The following is an 18,173-nucleotide window of genomic DNA, read 5'->3' on the forward strand; positions in this document are numbered from 1 at the left end:
ATCCCGAAAAATTATAAACAGTTTGTTTAAAAAGTGGGAAAATAAACGCATTAATCAACAAATTGTTAGATTTTGATGAAAGCTGTTTCATTGGCCGCCGAGCGCGCGGCCGTAATCAATGCCTTGCGGCCGGTGGTGCCGATGCTGGCGGCCATGGCGGGGCCGCATTTGGAAGTGGTGCTGCACGATGTGAGCAAGCCGGAAAACTCGGTGATCGCCATCGCCAATGGTCATATCTCGGGGCGCAGCGTGGGCAGCTCGGTGCTGGAAGGGCCGCAGAATGATCGCGGTTTTGCGGCGGCCACGCGTTTGAAATCAAAGGACGGCGCGGTGCACAGTCTCGTAGAGGATTATGTGACAGTGACGGCCGATGGACGCGAGCTGCGCTCGGCCTCGGCGATTTTCCGCGACGCGAGCGGCGAGCCGTTTGCCACCTTGTGCCTCAACGCCGATATGAGCGGTTTCCAGGCGGCGCATGGCTGGCTGTCGCAGATGCTGAAGCCGATGGTGGCGGCTGTGACGCCAACGCCGGCCGTCGCACCGCCCGAATCGCAAATGGACACGCTAATGCAAGAGATCATCAGCGAAGCGGTCGGCCCCGGCGGCAGCGCCGAGACCATGAAGCGCGAAGAGAAAATCCAGGCCGTCGGCGCGATGCAGCGGCGTGGCCTGTTCATCGTCAAAGGCGGCGTAGAACGTGCCGCCGCCGCACTCCAGGTCTCCCGCTTCACCGTTTACAACTACATGGAACAACTGCGCCGCCGCGAGGAGGAGTGACTGCTACTGCCAGTTCAGAAGGCAGGGAGGGATAAGTAGCAGCATCGCCAGGATGGCATAGGCGACTTGCAGGGGGATCATCCATTTTGCCCATGTCAGCCAAGGGATGCGGGCGAGGGCGAGGACGCCGACGGTGATGCCTGAGGTGGGGATCATCGGAGTCGTGAACTCGCCGAATTGGTAGGCCAGTACTGCCGTCTGCCGCGTCACGCCAACCAAGTCCGCCAGCGGCGCCATGATCGGCATGGTCAGCGCGGCTTGGCCGCTGCCGGAGTGGATGAAGAAGTTGATCACGCTCTGCATCACGAACATTTTCTGTGCGGCGAAGACGGGACTCGATGACGCCACCAGTGGCATAAGTGCGTGCAGCATGGTGTCGATGATGTGGGCGTCGCGCGCCAGCACCATGGCGGCGCGGGCAAGCGCGATGACCAGCGCGGTGCCGACCAGGTCGCGTGCGCCTTGGATGAAGGCGGCGACCAGCGTGTCGGAGTCCAGCCTCCCGGCGATGCCGACCACGATGGCCATCGCCAGAAACAGCGCCGCAATTTCTTCGATAAACCAGCCGTAGTGCACCACGCCGACCACCATGGCAGCCAGCGTCGCGGCAAAAATCCACAGCACCACGCGGTGCGTGCGCGTAAGCGCGGCGTGGTCGTCATTGGCCGGCGCGTTGCTGCGAATTTCCTGATCCAGCAGATATGTTGGACTGCTTTGCGGCGCTGCTTTCACGCGCGCCGCGTACCACATCAGGAAGGCGATGGTGATCGCCGTCGCCAGCGCCCACACCAGCAGCCGGTAGCCGATGCCCGAAAACACCGGGATGCCCGCAATCCCTTGCGCAATGCCGACGTTGAATGGATTCAGGAACGCCGCAGCAAAGCCGACCTGCGAGCCGACAAATGGAATCGCCACGCCGACTATCGAGTCATAACCCAAGGCCAGCGCCAGCGGCACGAACAGCAGCACGAACGGAATCGCTTCCTCATTCATGCCGAAGGTCGCACCGCCCAGCGAGAACATGGTGACGAACACCGGTATCAACGCCGCCCGTACCAACGGCGATTGCTTGTGTGCGCGGGCGATGCTGCGGATTAGTGCCTCAATCGCCTCAGTCTTTTGCAGCACTGCGAACGCACCGCCGACAATCAGCACAAAGCCGATGATCAGCGCCGCTTCGGTAAACCCCTTGATTGGCGCCATCAGTAACTGCACCGGCCCTTGCGGCGCGGCGGTCACGTATTGGAAGCTGGCTGGATCGACCAACTGCTTGCCGTTCACAGTGTGCGTTTCATAGCGGCCGCCCGGCACCAGCCAGGTAGCGGCGGCAATCAGCACTAGAATGGCGAATAGCAGCACAAAGGTGTGCGGAAGTTTAAATTTTTTCATGATCAGAGGCTCAGGAGTTTGCCTTCGCGGAAGGCGTTACGGCCGGCGACTTTGCCGATATTCATGCCGCGCAGGACGTGGCGATATGCGCTGCGGGCGAAGAACACGCCCGCCACACTGGTACGCACATGGGTGGTTTGGCCGCTGACAGGATCGATTAAATCTGCAATCACGGAGCCGGCTTCCACGCGGTCGCCCAGCTCTTTGCGGTACAGGAGCACGCCGGCCTGTGGTGCGAGTAGCGGCTGCACGGCTTCCAGGTCGGTGGCCGCGCACAGCGGCGATGGAAGCGGATTTTCATCGTTGGCCTCAAGTTCCAGCATGCGGTTCAAGGCAAGGTAGCGCAGGATGGCTTCCGCATCGCGCTCGGCCAGTCGTTCGCTGACGTCACGTTCGCCGCGCAGTTCAATGGTGGCGGCCACGCAGGCGACTGGGATGGGATGGCGCTCGCCGAAATGCTGGGCTAATTCCCACCACACGCGGCTGCAAGCTTCGTCGAACGGCTCACCGCCCGACTCAGTGGTCAGCAGCGTGGCGTGCGATTCCATCAGCGCCGACAATGGGGCAATTGCGGCAGCCAGCGGCGTGCCGCTGTAGATGTGCAGCACGGCCTCGTTGTCGCAGTGCAGATCCAGCACGATGTCCGAGCCGATCGCCAGTTCCAGCAGGGTTTTCTTCAGCGTTTCAGCGTCATCGGCCGGGCGCCATGCGGCCAGCGCGGCGCGCGCGTGACGGCGGATGGTGCGGACATTGGCTGTTGCGTCGTCGCCTAGTTCACCTTCCAGGGTTTGCTTCAATTCAGCGGCAACGTGCCGGTAAGCGCGGTTGAAATTGACGCCGGTGCGCAGGTCGAAGCGGCCGAACGGTGCGCCGTGCACCGCTTGCGCCAGACCGATCGGATTAGCTGCTGGCACCAGCACAATCTCGGCGCGCAGCCTGCCCTCGTTCTCCAATTCCGTCAGACGGCGGCGCAGAAACTGCGCCACCAGCATGCCCGGTACTTCGTCTGCATGCAGAGAGGCCTGTATGTAGACCCGCTTCTCGGCGGCGGGGCCGAAATGAAAACTGCTTAGTTCATACGCGGCACTGCTGTGCGGCGCCGAGATCGGATGTTTTTGCACTCTCATGGTGATGGGCTGCCCTGCTTTGGGGCGCGTTGGTTGGAATGCAGTCGATTATGTATCGCAATTTACACAAAGTAAATCGATGTAAGCAAATTTACAGAAAGTTGTTGAGTTTTGTTTTTGGCGTTGCTAAAGTTGCCTGCAAATCGAATTCCAAATTTTCCGAAAATGAAAGTATGCTTACACCTTTCGGAAAAGGAGAGCTGCATGAAATCAGTGAATACGGCGGAAGTGGCGTTTGCGCATTCGGAACTGGGCCAGCGGTTATCTGGCGTGCTGGCCGAAGGCTCGGCGTCGAACCGCAGCATCGCGGAATACCTGCTGCGCAATCCGCTGCGAGTGGCGGCGCTGAAGATCGACGAGATGGCGGAAGTGTGCCAGGTGTCCAACGCTACCATCAGCCGCTTTGCGCGCGACATCGGCTTCAGTAACTACGCCGCCATGCGCAGCGCAGTGGCTGAAACGCTGCACACGGAAATGCAGCCGGTGGACAAGCTGCGGCATTCGATTGAGAACCGCAAGGGCGCCGTGTGGCCCGGCGATGAAAGCATGGAATACGCGCTGGCGAATATCAGCAATACGCGCAATAACCAGTCGCAGCAAGAGATGAAGCAGGTGGTGCAAAAGCTGAGCAAGGCGCGCACCGTGTATGTGCTGGGCTTTGGCCTGTCGTCGCATTTGGCCGGTTTGCTGACGCTGCACTTGCAGCCGTTCTGCCATCACGTGGTGGAGGCGGCAGCGGCGGGCGGCACCGAGGTGGCGGCGGGTCACTTGGCCAACATCGGATCGGGCGATGTGCTGGTGGTGATCTCGTTCCCGCGCTATGCGCTGGACGTGATTCGCCTGGCCCAGTATGCGCGCGACCGCAAGGCCACCGTGATTTCGATTACCGATGCGCCAGCGTCGCCGCTGGTGGAAGTGTCTGAGCATGTGCTGTACGCGACCAGCAGCCATGCGGTGCTGCCGAGCAGCGCAACGGCGGCAGTAGCAGTAATCGAGGCCTTGGCGGTGTCGCTGATGGTCTCGAACCAGGACAACGTAGAAAAAGCTGCGCGCTTGACGGAGGCGATTGCCGCCTACCTGTACGGCGCAGCAGGAACCAACACCAAGAAGGTGAAGAAGCGCACCGCGAAAAGCGGCGCGTCATAACCGCAATTTCAACAGGGAGTGGGGAATGAGTCTGCATCATAAGAAGAAATTGGCACTGAAGCTCGCAGTGGGCGTGACGGCGGCGGTAGCGCTGCCGGTTCAAGCACAAGACGAGCCGCAAAAGATTCAGCGCGTGGAGATTACCGGATCGTCGATCAAGCGTATCGACGCCGAGACCGCGCTGCCGGTGCAGATCATTGGCCGTGACGACATTGATAAGAGCGGCGTGACCACCGCCGCAGAACTGCTGAAGAATATCAGCGCGAATACCGCGCCGCTGTCGGACGGCGCCAGCATCACCGACGGCACCTCGGGCCAGCGCGGTTTCAACGGCGCGAACTTGCGCGGTATCGGCGTCTCGTCCACGCTGGTGCTGCTGAACGGCCGCCGCCTCGCCAACTTTGCGTCGCCTGGCGATAACGCCGGCGTCGATTTGAATAACATCCCGGCCGGTGCGATCCAGCGCGTGGAAGTGCTGAAAGACGGCGCGTCCGCGATCTACGGCACCGATGCGATTGGCGGCGTGATTAACTTCATCACCCGCAAAGACTATACCGGCGTGGAGATGAATGCTTCCGTGGCGGGCACGCAGGAAGGCGGCGCGGGCAAGCGCACCGCCAGTATCAGTGCCGGCCATGGCAATCTGCAGAACGACCGCTTCAACCTGTTCGGCGTGCTCGATGTGCAGAAGCTCGATTCGCTGCGCTCCAGCCAGCGCGACTTCATTCAAGAGCGTCCGCTGGCGGCCAATCTGCCGGCGCTCATGTCCAGTAATACCTATCCGGCCAATATCGATATCTCCAGCGCCCAGCGCGCAGCCCTGATTGCAGCCGGCGTGCTGCCGGCCGGTTCGACCGCCAACCGCATCAACCCAAGCGCGCCCGATTGCGCGCCGCCGGCCACGGTGTATGCGCCGAAAGGCCCGGGCGGCAAACTCGGTTGCAGCTATGACTACATGGAAGATACCGAGATTTATCCGAAGGCCAGCAAGATCGGCTTTATCGGCCGCGCCACGTTCCAGGCCAGCGCCGATCACCAGGTCTTCCTTGAACTGGTGCAGTCGCAGGCCAAGAGCGATTATGTGTTGAGCCCCAATCCACAGCGCATCCGCAACCTGCCGGTTAGCCTGCTGCCGGAGAAGTTCCGCGCGCCGCTGAGCGCTGCCGGCCTGCCGACGACTTTCAGCGGCATCCGCTACCGCATGATGGAGGCGGGCAACCGCACCAACCAGGTGACCAGCGATGCGCAACGCCTGGTGCTTGGTGCTACCGGCACCGTTGGTGGCTGGGACTACGATCTGGGCCTGTCGCGTGCCGAGAACAAGGCGGTCGATAAGTACGTCAACGGCTATGTGCTGTTTGATAAATTCGACGCGGGCGTACGCTCGGGCATCATCAATCCGTTCGGCCCATCGTCCAAGGCGGGGCAGGATCTGATTAACAGCATCAAGGTCAATGACGAAGCCCGCAAATCGAAAGGTACATCGACCGCGATTGACGGCAAGCTCTCGACCACCCTGGCTACGCTGGAAGGCGGCGACCTTGGTCTGGCTATCGGCGCAGAAGCACGCCGCGAGCGCAGCACCTTCACCCCATCGGCGCTGCTGCTGTCGAATAATATCGCTGGCGACCGCGATACCGGCCTGGCTGCCGGTTCCACCACCGACCTGGTGGCGACGGACGACGGCCGCACCGTCGCCTCGGTCTACGGCGAGATCAACGCGCCAATCAGCAAACAGCTGGAATTGCAAGGCGCGCTGCGATACGACCATTACACCGAAGTCGGTTCGACCGTGAATCCCAAGCTGGGCGTGCGCTGGCAGCCTGCCAAGCAACTGGTGCTGCGCGGTTCGGCCGGCACCGGTTTCCGTGCACCGTCGCTGTCGGACTTGAAGCGTCCAACCACCTATGGCAGCGCATCGAGCTTCCTGACCGACCCGGTTTGCGTGAAGACCGGCCTCGATAGCATCGACGGCTGTACCGATCAATACCCGGTGGAGCGCCGCTCCAATCCGAACCTGAAGCCTGAGAAGTCGCGCCAGTTCTCGCTGGGTGTTGCGCTGGAAGCCGCGCCAGGCCTGAACCTGACCGTGGACTACTGGGACATTCGCAAGAAGGACGTCATCAGCACGCTGGGTGAGCAGATCATCGTCGACAACGCCGCCAAATATGAAGGCAAGTACATCGAGCGCGATGGCGACGGCTACATCACCAACATCATTCTGCAAAAAGAAAACCAAGGCAAGCTGAATACCTCGGGCGTCGATCTGGGCGTGGACTACAAGACCGCCAACAGCGCTGCCGGCCGTTTCTCGGTCAATGCCACCGGCACGCTGGTGCTCAAGTATGACCGCCAGTTCGGCCCACTGGAAGCGGAGCGCAGCAACCTTGGCCTGTTCTTGAACGACCAGGTGATTCAGAAATGGCGCCATCGCATCAGCTTTGGCTGGGATCGCGGCCCGTTCAACGCCACGCTGTCCAACCAGTTCTCGTCCGGGTACACCGACCAGAATACGACTTACGATCCAGTCGCCGATTCGCTGCTGCCGTCGCGCCGCGTCAAGCCTTACTCGCTGTGGGACTTGACCGGCAGCTGGGCGGTTAGCAAGCAGCTGAAGGTGCGCGCCGGCGTGCTGAATCTGGGCGACACCGCGCCGCCGTACTCGAATCAGGCTTATTATTTCCTGGCAGGGTATGATCCTACCTATACCGATCCGCGTGGACGCAGCGCCTTCATCAGCGTAAGCTACGCATACAAGTAAGGCAGGGCCGGGGAGCGGGGCGCAAGCGCCGTTCCCCTTTCTTTAGACAGGGAAGAACGTATGACGATTTTGGTAAAAGCGCTGCGCATACTGGGCGTGTCGCTGGCAGCACTGTGCATGCAGGTTTCTATCGCGGCCGAAGCGCCGCCGCAGGGCAACCTGCTGATCGCCGGCGGCGCTATCCGCGCCGACAACACCATCGTCTGGGAACGGCTGGTCCAGCTGGCAGGCGGCAAGGGTGCGCGCATCGCGGTGATGCCCAGCGCCGCCGGAAACCCGGAGCGTTCCGGCGCCAATCTCGCAGCCACGCTGACCAAGTACGGCGCGTCGGCCTTCGTGGTACCGGTGGCCGTGCGCCTCAAGAATTCCGATTACAAGGTAGCTGCCGAGGATGAGGCATTGGCGCGTTCGATCCGCGAAGCTGGCGGCGTCTACTTCGCCGGCGGCGATCAAGGCTACATCACCAAGGCGCTGGTGCGGCCGGACGGCTCACGCACCAAGGTGCTGCAAGCGATCTGGGACGTCTACAACAAGGGCGGCGTGATCGGCGGCAGCAGCGCCGGCGCGGCCATCATGAGCAGCACCATGTACTACGAGGCCAAGACGGTGCTCGGCACCTTGGCCGCAGGCGTCAACGACGGCCGCGAACTGGCGCCGGGACTGGGTTTCGTCGGCACCGACCTGTTTGTCGATCAGCACCTGCTGGCGCGCGGCCGCTTTGCGCGCATGCTGCCAGCCATGCTGAAGAAGAATTACAAGCTGGGATTGGGCATCGATGAAAACACGGCGATGATCATCAATCAAAAGCGCGAGGTGGAGATCATCGGCTACCAGGGTGCGCTGCTGCTGGATCTCACGCACGCCAAGACCAATGGCGATGTCAAGGAATTCAATCTGTCCAACGCCCGCATCAGCTACCTGGATCGCGGCGACCGTTACAACCTCCAAACTGGCCAGTATATTCCCTCTGCCGATAAGGTAGAAGGCAAGCTCGATCCCTCCAAGCCCTACCTGAATGAGCAGGTGTACACGGCTGACGTCCTCGCGCACAATATGGTCTTGGTGATGATGGAGAAGCTAATTAACAATGCCCGCAACGAGGCAATCGGCATCGCCGTCGCGCCACCGGGCGAGGCGCTGGATAACCTGGGATTCGAGTTTAAGCTGACGCGCGACGCTGAAAGCAGCGGCTACGAGTCGGCGACATCGGACGCTTACACTATCCTGAACTTGCGGCTGGACGTACGTCCGTTGCAGATCACGCGCCCTTGGTATCGTTGATAGGGCGTGCACTTACGGGTAAATACGAGGTTCCCAGTTGCCTGAAATGTACGTATGCTTACGCTTTTTTAAGAATTAGAGAGCAGCATGACAGCAGGTAAAGCGGTTTCGGCGGACGTCGCATTCGTACAATCGGCGTTGGGTAAGGTGCTGGCCGGGGTGCGGGCCGAGGGCTCCGCCTCCCACCGCAGCATCGCCGATTACCTGATGCGCAACCCGATGCGCGGCACCGCGCTCAAGATCGAAGAGATGGCCGAAGGCTGCCAGGTCTCCACCGCCACCATCAGCCGCTTCGCGCGCGACATCGGCTTTAACAGCTATGGCGCGATGCGCAGCGCTTTGGCCGAGACCCTGCACACGGCCATGCAGCCGGTAGAAAAACTGCGCAGCTCCATCGCCCGCCGCAAGGCCTCGCTGTCGCCGGGGGAGGCAAGCATGGAGTACGCGCGCACCAATGTCTCGGCCTCGCACGACGCCCAATCGCAGCAGGCGCTGGATGCGGTGGCGACTAAAATCAGCCGCGCACGCACCGTCTACGTGCTGGGACTGGGCATGTCGTCCAGCCTTGCCGCCATGTTGACGCTGCACTTGCAGCCGTTCTGCCAGCACGTGGTGGAGATGGCGGCGGCAGGCGGCACGGAGGTCGCGGCCGGCCAACTAGTGCACATTGGTCGCGGCGACGTCCTGGTGGTGATGTCCTTCCCGCGCTATTCCTGCGATGCCATGCGTCTGGCGCAGTTCGCGCGCAGCCAGCGCGCTACCGTGGTGACGATTACCGACAGCCCATCGGCGCCGATGGTGCCGCTGGCTGATCACGCGCTGTACGCCAGCAGCGCTCACGGCGTGCTGCCTAGCAGCGCGGTGGCGGCGGTGGCAGTGATCGAGTCGCTGGTGGTGTCGCTGATGGTGTCCAATAAAATCAACGTCAAAAAAGCGGCGCGCCTGACCGAGGTAATGGCCGATTACATGGTCGGCGGCAGGTCGGCCAGTTTGTAACCGCTGCGGTTATTGTCGCTCCAGTAGATCAGCCGATTGACCTCGTAGCTGACGCCGCGGTGGCAGCTTTCCGGCAGCGCGCCGTACACGCCTTCGAAGCGGCACAAGTCACGCAAGGCGCGGCCTAGTCCGCGCAGCCGCCTGTATGCATCCTGTCGCTCTTTGCCGAGTTGTACTCGCCTACCAGCAGAACGTAGGGCTTCATGGTTAGCATCTTGGCCTTGTAGTCAGGCTCATTGAGGCAGGCAGTGACCAAGCCTGCAGCCGTACCACCCGCCAAGCCGCCCAATTTATTCAGCAGGTAGTCGCGGTAGCCGGGCAGGTCGTCAATGTTCTTGTAGTTGATATCGTAGGAGACGCAGTTGCCGAAATCCTTGGTCACGGGATTGACCACGTGGAGTGGAATGAAGGACATCCATAACTGTTCGTTGCCGATACCACTGTAGCCAAACTGGATTTGCTTGCGTAATTCAGGCTGGCTTTCGGCATAAAGCTTGCGGAACTTGGTCTCGCCGGCCTTAATGTCGGCGACGGTTGTGTCGATCATGTAGTTGATTTCGCCAGATACAGTGCGTCCGCTTTTCAGCGGTTTTTTCAGTACCGCCTCAAATGCCTGGTAATCGCCGCGCGTTAGCACGAGATATATCGACAACTGGCGCGGCCAAGCGTAGGTCGTCGATTCGTCTAGTCTCTTTTGTTCGAGCGTATAAATGAGCGGAATCCGGCCTTTCGAATCCGAGGCACAAGGGCGCATAATGGCCTGCTCAATCGGTACACCATATTCTTCAACGGCGGCAAAGACAGCGAACAGATTGACGTGGTCGTCCACTGGCTGCTTGCAAAGCAGGGTGTCGATTGCTTCGTTCTTGGACATGCTGCTGGTGACGCGCATCTGCTGCTTTGCTTCCTCCGGCTCGGTGTTGAGCTTGATCTTGGTGCGTCCCATAATGCGGCGAAAATCAGTCTGGCGAATGTCGGTGCTGTAGCTTTGCGCCAGCTGCCAGTTCTTCTCGGCGCCGTCGCCTTTCATCAGCATTTCCACCAGCCGGGTGCGCGGCGTGGTGTTTTTGAATTCAGTGCGTAGGCGAACTTCGGAGATATCGATGCCTTGCCGGTAGAGCTCGAACGGCGTTTTGTAGCTGCCGCGAGGGATTTGCTTGTAGTAGATCAGGTCTGCCAGCTCGAAAGCGGCGTTCTCGTTACCCTGTTCTGCCGCCTTGTTGAACCAGATGGCGGCGTTAGTTGCGGACAGTTTATCGCCTACGCCGAGCAGGTAAGCCCTGCCCAGCCAAAGCTGGCTGGCCGCGTCGCCGGCCGCCGCGTTCTCTTTGTGGCAGTTAAAGCCGGGCTGCCATTGGACTGGCTCCATTTCGGCCGGGTCTTTGGGGAATTGCTGGCAGTCCGCGGCGCTGGCGGCGCTGTGCAGGAGGGCGCAGGAGAGCAGGAGCAGGATTTTTTTCATGTCATAATTTAAACATAAAAAATGACGCTGTAGACGATCCATGCGTTGTCTTGTTTAGGCATTTTTACTAAACAACCGTGCTACCTGCAGGGCATCGATTGACCGGCGCTGGTGGTCAAGCTATAAAGTCGGAATGAACCCGACCACACTTTTCTCGGCCGGTGCGGTAGCACTGGCTTTGGCACTTCCGGCGACCGCCATCGCCCAATCCACCCCTGCTGCGGCGGTTGATGTCTTCATCGGCACCGGCGGCGACGGCCACACCTTCCCCGGTGCGACGCGGCCTTTCGGCATGGTGCAGCTCAGTCCTGACACGCAGGTGCGGCCATTTCGCCAGAGCTATCCTTGGGCGGCCGGTTATCGCTACGACGATGACAGTATTCTCGGCTTCTCTCATACGCACTTTTCCGGCAGCGGCCACTCCGATTTGGGCGATGTGCTGCTGATGCCTTACAGCGCGGAGACCAAGTGGGAGCCGGGCTATCCTGAGCGGCCATTTAGCGGTTATCGCTCGCGCTTCAGCCACAAGGAGGAACGCGCGGAGCCGGGCTATTACGCCGTACGTTTGTCGGACAATGAGGTCAACGTCGAGCTGACTGCCAGTGATCGCGTTGGCCTGCACCGCTATAAATACGCCAAGGGTGCGGAGGCCAAGGTCATGCTGGATCTGCGCGCCAGCATCTACGACTACGCCGCCAAGAATTTGTGGTCACGCTTGCGCGTACGCGATAACACGCTGATTACCGGCATGCGCGAGACGCGCGGCTGGGCAGCTGGCCGCCAGCTGTATTTTGCGATTCAGTTCTCGCAGCCGCTGACCGCCCGCACCTTGCGCAATATGGAGCGCGATGTGGAGTACAAGGGCTTTGCCGGCCCTGCCGATAAGATTCTGGTCGAAGGCAAGGCGCTGGTTGGCTCGCTGGAATTCGGCGTGCCGGCCGATGGCCAGCTGCAGGTCAAGGTGGCGATATCGGGCGTGAGCGAGGAGGGCGCGATTGCCAACCTGGCTGAGATGCCGGGCTGGGATTTCGATGCGGAGCGCGCCAAGGCTTCCGCCGCGTGGAACGAGGCGCTGGGTTCTGTCGCCATCGAGGCCGAGCCGGAGATGCGCAAGATGGCTTACACGGCGCTGTATCACAGCATGCTGGCGCCTAGCTTGTTCATGGATCGCGACGGCCGCTATCGTGGCCCGGACAACGAGGTGCATCAGGCTTCGGGCTTCCGCTATCACTCCACGTTCTCGCTGTGGGACACCTATCGCGCCCTGCATCCTTTGCTGACGCTGATCCAGCCTGAGCAGCGCAATGTGGACTTCGTGCGTTCGCTGATCGAGTCGCAGAAACATAGCCCGTATGGGATTCTGCCGGTGTGGTCGTTCCACGGCCTGGAGACGTGGTGCATGATCGGCTATCACGCAGTGCCGGTGATTGCGGACGCGTACATGAAGGGGCTGAAAGGCTTCGATGCGGATGAGGCCTTGAAGGCCATGACCAGCACTGCGGAGTATGGCCCGTACGGCGGCCTTGAACACTATATGAAGCTGGGCTACGTGCCGATCGACCTGGAGCCGGAAGCAGCGTCGAAGACGGTGGAGTATGCGTTCGACGACTGGACCATCGCGCGCATGGCGGAGAAGATGGGCAAGAATGACGTCGCCGCCAAGTACTACAAGCGTGCGCAGAACTACCGCAATTCGTTTGATGTGAAGACCGGCTTCCTGCGCGCGAAAAAATCGGATGGCACTTTCCGCGAGCCTTTCAACCCGGTGCAATCCAACTTCGGCAGCGATTACACCGAGGGCAGCGCGTGGCAGTATTCGTGGTATATGCCGCATGATAATGCGGGCTTGATCAAGATGCTGGGTGGCGACGCTGGCCTGCAAAACAAGATCGACCAGGTGTTCGACGCCAAGGTGGACGACAATGTGTACGCGCACATGGAAGACATCTCGGGCCTGATCGGCCACTACGCGCACGGCAATGAGCCGTCGCACCACGTGGCATACCTGTACAACTACGCCGGTGCGCCGTGGAAGACGCAGAAGCGTTTAACGCAAGTGGTAGCGACGCAGTACAACACCACGCCGGCCGGCTTGTCGGGCAATGATGATTTGGGCCAGATGTCGGCATGGCTGGCCTTCACCGCACTGGGCTTCTACCCGGTGGCGCCGGGTAGCAATGAGTACGTGATCGGCCGTCCGTTCCTGGATAAGGCTGTGCTGAACCTCCCGAACGGCAAGCGCTTTACCATCCGCGCGGTGGGTCTGAGCAAGGAGAATACCTATGTGGCAGGCGTTACGCTGAACGGCAAACCGCTGGCGCAAACTTACCTGCGCCACGAGCAAATCACCGCTGGCGGCGAGCTGGTATTCACCATGTCCAGCCAGCCGAATGCCGACTGGGGCAAATCTCCAGCAAACCGCCCATACACGCAGACCGCCTATTAATTAAGCTGAGATTTCCGGCTCGCGGTTGTAGAAGGTGAGGGTGTTCCCAGCCGGATCTTTGATCGACATTTCGCGCCCGCCCCATGGCACTTCTTTCACACCGGGGCGGGCGTGTTTGTACTGCTTGTCGATGAGTTCTGACTGGTAGGCATCGACGTCGGTGGTGGCGATGCGGATTGCCGCCCCCGGTGAGCAGTCGCCGAAATGCCCCGACAGGTGCAGCAGGCAGCCGTCCTTGGACACTTGCATGTAGAGCGGCATGCCATCTTCAAAGCGATGCTCCCAATCGATCTGAAAGCCGAGGAAGTCAACATAAAACTCACGCGCCATGCCTTCGTCGAAAATACGCAGGATGGGCGTGACGGTGCCAAGGCTCACGGCCGTTTCCTACACGTGTTGTTCGAATAAGACCGTATTGCCATCCGGGTCGACGGTGATGAAACTGGCCGGGCCGGTGGTGGTTTCGTCAGCTTCGATCTGGAAAGTCACACCTTGGTCTCTGAGCTGGCGCTGGATCTCGCGCACGTCGGTAAAACCGTCGAGCGGCTGCCTGTTTTGATCCCAGCCGGGATTGAAGGTGAGGATGTTCTTTTCGAGCATGCCCTGCGATAGGCCGATCACGTTGTTGCCGTTCTTCATGATCAGCCAGTTCTGGTCTGGATTGCCGCCAGACTGGGTGAAGCCGAGCTTCTCGTAGAATGCCCGGGAGACGGCCAAGTCCTTGACCGCCAAGGTGATGGAAAATGCGCCGAGTTGCATGATGAACTCCTATCACTTAGAAATAAGACAAGTCTACTCTAGCACACAGACCGCGCTCAGTACACCTCGGGCACGATGATTTCCGGCGGCACCGGGCGGCGCACGTAATCATCATGATACTCACGCTCCGGCAGATGAATAGCCGGGTGCTCGACTTCTTCGTATGGCATTTGGCCCAGCAGGTGGTGAATGCAGTTCAGGCGCGCCTTTTTCTTGTCCACCCCTTGCACCACCCACCATGGCGCCTCGGGTATGTGGGTGCGCTCCAGCATGACCTCTTTGGCGCGCGTGTATTCTTCCCAGCGGCGGCGCGATTCCAAATCCATGGGGCTCAGTTTCCACTGTTTGAGCGGATCGTGGATGCGGCCGAGGAAGCGCGCATTCTGTTCTTCGTCGGAGATCGAGAACCAGTACTTGATGACCTGGATGCCGGAGCGCGCCAGCATGCGTTCGAATTCGGGCACGGTCTGGAAGAATTCTTCATACTGCTCGTCGGTGCAGAAGCCCATTACGCGCTCGACGCCAGCGCGGTTGTACCAGCTACGGTCGAACAGCACGATTTCGCCAGCGGCCGGCAGGTGCGAGACGTAGCGCTGGAAGTACCATTGGGTACGTTCGCGGTTGTTCGGTGCGGGCAGGGCGGCCACGCGGCACACGCGCGGATTCAGTCGCTGCACGATGCGCTTGATGACGCCACCTTTGCCTGCGGCGTCGCGGCCTTCAAACAAGATCACGACTTTATGGCCGGTGTGGACTACCCAGTCCTGCAGCTTGACCAGTTCCGCTTGCAGGCGGAATAGTTCGCGGAAGTAGAGGCGGCGCGCTTCCTTGGCTTCGGCGCTGCGTTCGCGCTCGACGACTTGCTTGGTGACTGGATCGATTTCGCGGTCTTCCAGTTCCATTTCCAATTCTTCGTCGTAGCTGTCGGTCAGCTCGCGGTGGACGCGGTCCAGCAGTTCGTGCTCGTTCAGGTTCACGCAATACTCCTCATTTTGCAATGGGGAGCAGCATACGCACAGATTATGACGCGCTGATGACCATGCCCGGCAGCGCTGGTTCGGCGGCTGGTTGCGGCGCCTCCACGTCTTGCGTGGCGAGTTCCAATTCTTCGAAGGCCTCGTAGGTCAGCTGCATCAGGCGGTCAGGATCGGGCACCAGGTCGGTGTCCACGAACAGCGCCAGCTGGATTTGACCGGCGTAGGAGATGAAGGCCAGTCCCACGCCAAGCTTGCCCGCCTGCGGCACCCAGCAGATCAAGTCCGTCAAGCGCGAACCGGCGAGGTAGCGGCGGCTGGTCGGGCCTTCGATATTGGTGAGCACCACCGAACCCTTGGAGGTGAACAGGTTCAGGGCGAAGTGCTGCAAGGCGGTCGGCAGGCAGCCCGCAATCGACAGGAAGGCCATGGTGGCGCGCGGCTGGTGCGAGCGCTTGATGGCGGTCATGCGGCTGCTGGACTTGCGCAGGCGTTCGACTGGACTGTTTTCGTTGGTCGGCAGGTCGACTGCCACCAGTCCGAATTCATTCCCCAGCTGGAAGGCGTTGGCCTTTTCGCGCAGGTTGAAGGTGACGGCGGCGCGCAGGGCGCGGCCATCCGGGCGTTGTCCACGCTCGCCGAGATACTGCCGTAAGGCGCCGGAGACGGCGGCTACCCACACGTCGTTGAGCGTCACGCCCATGCGCTTGGACATGGCGCGCACGCGCTCCATCTCCAGCGGCGGCAGCCAGACCAGCTGCTTGGCGCCGGTCATGGGGGCTTTGAATTCGGAGTGCGCATCCGGCCACAGGACGGACAGGCGGGCCACGTGGGCGCCGATCTTTAGCCACGAGATGCCGCGCACCACCGCCGAGCAGACCTTGTTGTGCGCCACCGCGCGGTGCGGATGGCCGACCGGCGACGGCGTTTTCCCATGCAGGCCGTTGTCGTCGGTGAGGTGATTTAGCACGTGCACCAACCCCAGGCCGTCGGTGATGCAGTGGTGGACGCGGAACACGATGGCGTGGCCGCCGTTGACACGATCCAGCACCGTCATGTGCCACATCGGGCGGCCGCGTTCCAGCGGCAGGTGGGCGAGGCGGGTCAGGTGGTCTTGCAGCTCGGCGCGCGCAACGTCATGCTCCATGCGTTCCAGTTCGATGTGCCGGGTGATGTCGAAGTTGTCGTCCTCCACCCAGTGCGGGCGGCCGCGATGCTGTACGACTTTCTGCGTGAAGCGAGGGTAGTTGGGCAGGCGATGGGCGATGGTCGATACCAGCCGCTCCATATCTACCGGGCCTTCGAACAGCAAGATACTGTTGATGACCATGAGGTTCTTTTCCGTGTCCATGCGATGCCATGCATAGTCGCGTCGCGTCATTGCGGCTGGTGCTGCCGGGGTTTTGCTCATTCGTGCTGTCTCGCTTTATATTGTTATGGGTGCTGCGGATACTTCTGCTTCTACCGCCTTGGCCGCGCGCGGGCGCAGGGCGTAGCGATTCAAGCCTGTCATGTGAATGCGGCACAGGTAGTCGCGCCAATCGATGGCGGCCGTGTCTACGCTGTAGCGTGCTTGCTCTTCTTTGCTGAAGCGCTGGGCCAGCGCTTGCAGGCGGTCGCTCTGGAAGATGTAGCGCGGCGCGGTGTAGAACGAGAAGGTCAACGCCAGCAACTGCGTGGTGCGCAGCGCTTCCAGCTTTGGCGATTCACCAGTGCCGAGCAGCTTGCGCACGCCGCTCCAAGCGGCAGCGCCGATGCGCATGGCGCGTAGCATCAGCAGGAATAGCGGGCGGCTGACCACGCGAAAGCTGTGTTTCGGCTCGTTGTAGAACAGGCGCTCGTACTGGCGCCAGTTGCGCTGCGACTCGCCTTGAATCATTTCGATGACGCGGCCGACGGTGATTGGGTTGCTGGCGCCGGTGCAGGCTTGGTAGATGCGCGTCGCGGGTTGCGATAGCAGCGCTTCGGCCGATGCCAGCACGATGCTATTGGCGACCAGGTCGGCCGGTACGATGTCCACCACTTCATTCGGGCGGGCCGGGAAGAAGCTGGTCTTGCCGCGCGCGTAGGCGAGGATGATGGCGTCAGCTACTTTCACGCCTTCGATCCAGCCGGGTGCTGGTTCTTGCAGCGTACTCTCGATGATAGACGGACGCACGATGGTCAGCGAACGGCCGCGCATGGCGCTCATGGCCAACTGCTCGCCCATCCATTTGGTGAAAGTGTAGGTGTCGTTCCAGCCGTGGTAATTCGCTTCGGCGATGCCCAGCTCCGTCAGGCGGCGCTCCAGTTCTTCCTTTTCGCGGACTTCGGCGCGCAGCAGGGCGATGCGGTGGTTCAGGTGCTGGAGCAAAGCGTATAAATCGTAATGGCCGTCGGCGTGGCGCGGGATGGAAGCGCGGGCTGGTGTGACGTTTTGCTCGTACATCGGGCCGCGGTTGTAGCCGTTGACGTAGCAGGTCGATACCTGGATCAGCGGCGCATGGCCGGCGCGCGCCAGCTCGGTGATGTTTTGCACGCTGATGGTGTTGATGGCCAGTGCTTCATCCAAGGCTTCGCGGAAGTTGACACTGGCGGCGGCGTTGATAATCAAGTCGATGCGGCGGGCCAGCGCATTGAAGGCGGTGATTGGAAGGCCGAAGCCCGGCTCCGTCACTTCGCCAGTGATGCATTCGATTTTCTCGGCGAAGAACTCGGCCAGGAAAGCAGGGCGCTCGGCGCGCAGGCGGTCGAAGATGGACGAGGTGGCGATATCGCGTTCAAAGCGCTGGCGGGCATCGGCGCCGTTTTGGCTGCCGCGAATCAGCAGCACAATGCGGCCGATATCGGGCACGCTGCGGATCAGCTTTTCCAGCACCACCTTGGCGAGAAAGCCGGTGCTGCCGGTAATCAGGATGCGCTTGCCTGAGAGTGCCGCTTGCACATTCAATGCTGGTGTCATAGGTGTCTCAGAAACGAACGGTGTCAGAACTGCAATGAACCGATCTTAGAGCCAAACCACCTTGTGACTAGCTAATTTGCACTGGCTTGGGGAGCCAAACGCATGACGCGAGGA

General features: G+C 60.9%; 15 protein-coding genes. 6 read left to right on the forward strand and 9 right to left on the reverse strand.

What is annotated here, in order from left to right; genetic code table 11:
- The first annotated feature begins 75 nt into the window (after positions 1–75).
- Positions 76–777, forward strand: a complete 702-nt coding sequence (locus GTP45_RS09925; RefSeq protein ID WP_161013713.1) for a helix-turn-helix transcriptional regulator — start codon at positions 76–78, stop codon at positions 775–777.
- A 3-nt stretch (positions 778–780) separates the two neighbouring features.
- Here the strand turns inward: GTP45_RS09925 and GTP45_RS09930 are convergent, their stop codons facing one another.
- Positions 781–2,166 carry a YfcC family protein gene (locus GTP45_RS09930; RefSeq protein WP_161013714.1) on the reverse strand — a complete coding sequence of 462 codons (1,386 nt, stop codon included), beginning with the start codon at positions 2,164–2,166 and terminating at the stop codon, positions 781–783.
- Between the two features lie 2 nt (positions 2,167–2,168).
- Positions 2,169–3,293: a succinylglutamate desuccinylase/aspartoacylase family protein gene (locus GTP45_RS09935; protein WP_161013715.1), complete on the reverse strand. Its 1,125-nt coding sequence runs from the start codon at positions 3,291–3,293 to the stop codon at positions 2,169–2,171.
- 204 nt (positions 3,294–3,497) lie between these two features.
- Here GTP45_RS09935 and GTP45_RS09940 point away from each other — a divergent pair, with 204 nt between their 5' ends.
- The 4 genes from GTP45_RS09940 to GTP45_RS09955 all read left to right on the forward strand — a co-directional run bounded on the left by GTP45_RS09940 (position 3,498) and on the right by GTP45_RS09955 (position 9,477).
- Positions 3,498–4,439 carry a MurR/RpiR family transcriptional regulator gene (locus tag GTP45_RS09940; protein ID WP_161013716.1) on the forward strand — a complete coding sequence of 314 codons (942 nt, stop codon included), beginning with the start codon at positions 3,498–3,500 and terminating at the stop codon, positions 4,437–4,439.
- A 25-nt stretch (positions 4,440–4,464) separates the two neighbouring features.
- On the forward strand, positions 4,465–7,200 hold the full coding sequence (locus tag GTP45_RS09945; RefSeq protein ID WP_161013717.1) for a TonB-dependent receptor: 2,736 nt from the start codon (positions 4,465–4,467) through the stop codon (positions 7,198–7,200).
- A gap of 60 nt (positions 7,201–7,260) precedes the next feature.
- Positions 7,261–8,481: a cyanophycinase gene (locus GTP45_RS09950; protein WP_161013718.1), complete on the forward strand. Its 1,221-nt coding sequence runs from the start codon at positions 7,261–7,263 to the stop codon at positions 8,479–8,481.
- Between the two features lie 87 nt (positions 8,482–8,568).
- Positions 8,569–9,477 carry a MurR/RpiR family transcriptional regulator gene (locus tag GTP45_RS09955; RefSeq protein ID WP_161013719.1) on the forward strand — a complete coding sequence of 303 codons (909 nt, stop codon included), beginning with the start codon at positions 8,569–8,571 and terminating at the stop codon, positions 9,475–9,477.
- Here GTP45_RS09955 and GTP45_RS09960 read toward each other — a convergent pair.
- Positions 9,444–9,593, reverse strand: coding sequence for a hypothetical protein (locus GTP45_RS09960; protein ID WP_161013720.1), 150 nt, complete (start codon positions 9,591–9,593; stop codon positions 9,444–9,446). The genes GTP45_RS09955 and GTP45_RS09960 overlap by 34 nt on opposite strands.
- 8 nt (positions 9,594–9,601) lie before the next feature.
- Entirely contained in the window at positions 9,602–10,939 is a 1,338-nt protein-coding gene (locus GTP45_RS09965) for a tetratricopeptide repeat protein (protein WP_161013721.1), read from the reverse strand.
- 133 nt (positions 10,940–11,072) lie between these two features.
- Here GTP45_RS09965 and GTP45_RS09970 point away from each other — a divergent pair, with 133 nt between their 5' ends.
- A complete protein-coding gene (locus GTP45_RS09970) occupies positions 11,073–13,385 on the forward strand; it encodes a GH92 family glycosyl hydrolase (protein ID WP_161013722.1) in 2,313 nt (770 codons plus the stop codon).
- On the opposite strand, the gene GTP45_RS09975 is transcribed toward GTP45_RS09970, so the two are convergent.
- From GTP45_RS09975 to GTP45_RS09995, 5 genes are all read right to left on the reverse strand, one after another.
- Positions 13,386–13,763: a glyoxalase superfamily protein gene (locus tag GTP45_RS09975; protein ID WP_161013723.1), complete on the reverse strand. Its 378-nt coding sequence runs from the start codon at positions 13,761–13,763 to the stop codon at positions 13,386–13,388.
- Positions 13,764–13,772: 9 nt separating this feature from the next.
- The gene (locus tag GTP45_RS09980) at positions 13,773–14,144 is read right to left on the reverse strand and encodes a VOC family protein (protein WP_161013724.1); all 372 of its coding nucleotides are present in this window, start codon (positions 14,142–14,144) and stop codon (positions 13,773–13,775) included.
- A gap of 56 nt (positions 14,145–14,200) precedes the next feature.
- Complete coding sequence (ppk2, locus tag GTP45_RS09985; protein WP_371874443.1) at positions 14,201–15,046, reverse strand: polyphosphate kinase 2; 846 nt, start codon at positions 15,044–15,046, stop codon at positions 14,201–14,203.
- A 118-nt stretch (positions 15,047–15,164) separates the two neighbouring features.
- Entirely contained in the window at positions 15,165–16,529 is a 1,365-nt protein-coding gene (locus GTP45_RS09990) for a wax ester/triacylglycerol synthase family O-acyltransferase (protein WP_161013725.1), read from the reverse strand.
- 15 nt (positions 16,530–16,544) lie between these two features.
- Entirely contained in the window at positions 16,545–18,059 is a 1,515-nt protein-coding gene (locus tag GTP45_RS09995) for a fatty acyl-CoA reductase (RefSeq protein WP_161013726.1), read from the reverse strand.
- Positions 18,060–18,173: the final 114 nt, after the last annotated feature.

This window comes from Duganella rivi (genome assembly GCF_009857435.1).
Classification (GTDB): Bacteria; Pseudomonadota; Gammaproteobacteria; order Burkholderiales; family Burkholderiaceae_D; genus Rugamonas; species Rugamonas rivi.

What these genes read in the sequence shown, in the direction of transcription:
- GTP45_RS09925 (WP_161013713.1), top strand. Translation starts at nt 76, where the DNA reads ATGAAAGCTGTTTCATTGGCCGCCGAGCGCGCGGCCGTAATCAATGCC.
- GTP45_RS09930 (WP_161013714.1), bottom strand. Translation starts at nt 2,166, where the DNA reads ATGAAAAAATTTAAACTTCCGCACACCTTTGTGCTGCTATTCGCCATT.
- GTP45_RS09935 (WP_161013715.1), bottom strand. Translation starts at nt 3,293, where the DNA reads ATGAGAGTGCAAAAACATCCGATCTCGGCGCCGCACAGCAGTGCCGCG.
- GTP45_RS09940 (WP_161013716.1), top strand. Translation starts at nt 3,498, where the DNA reads ATGAAATCAGTGAATACGGCGGAAGTGGCGTTTGCGCATTCGGAACTG.
- GTP45_RS09945 (WP_161013717.1), top strand. Translation starts at nt 4,465, where the DNA reads ATGAGTCTGCATCATAAGAAGAAATTGGCACTGAAGCTCGCAGTGGGC.
- GTP45_RS09950 (WP_161013718.1), top strand. Translation starts at nt 7,261, where the DNA reads ATGACGATTTTGGTAAAAGCGCTGCGCATACTGGGCGTGTCGCTGGCA.
- GTP45_RS09955 (WP_161013719.1), top strand. Translation starts at nt 8,569, where the DNA reads ATGACAGCAGGTAAAGCGGTTTCGGCGGACGTCGCATTCGTACAATCG.
- GTP45_RS09965 (WP_161013721.1), bottom strand. Translation starts at nt 10,939, where the DNA reads ATGAAAAAAATCCTGCTCCTGCTCTCCTGCGCCCTCCTGCACAGCGCC.
- GTP45_RS09970 (WP_161013722.1), top strand. Translation starts at nt 11,073, where the DNA reads ATGAACCCGACCACACTTTTCTCGGCCGGTGCGGTAGCACTGGCTTTG.
- GTP45_RS09980 (WP_161013724.1), bottom strand. Translation starts at nt 14,144, where the DNA reads ATGCAACTCGGCGCATTTTCCATCACCTTGGCGGTCAAGGACTTGGCC.
- ppk2 (WP_371874443.1), bottom strand. Translation starts at nt 15,046, where the DNA reads ATGGAACTGGAAGACCGCGAAATCGATCCAGTCACCAAGCAAGTCGTC.
- GTP45_RS09990 (WP_161013725.1), bottom strand. Translation starts at nt 16,529, where the DNA reads ATGAGCAAAACCCCGGCAGCACCAGCCGCAATGACGCGACGCGACTAT.
- GTP45_RS09995 (WP_161013726.1), bottom strand. Translation starts at nt 18,059, where the DNA reads ATGACACCAGCATTGAATGTGCAAGCGGCACTCTCAGGCAAGCGCATC.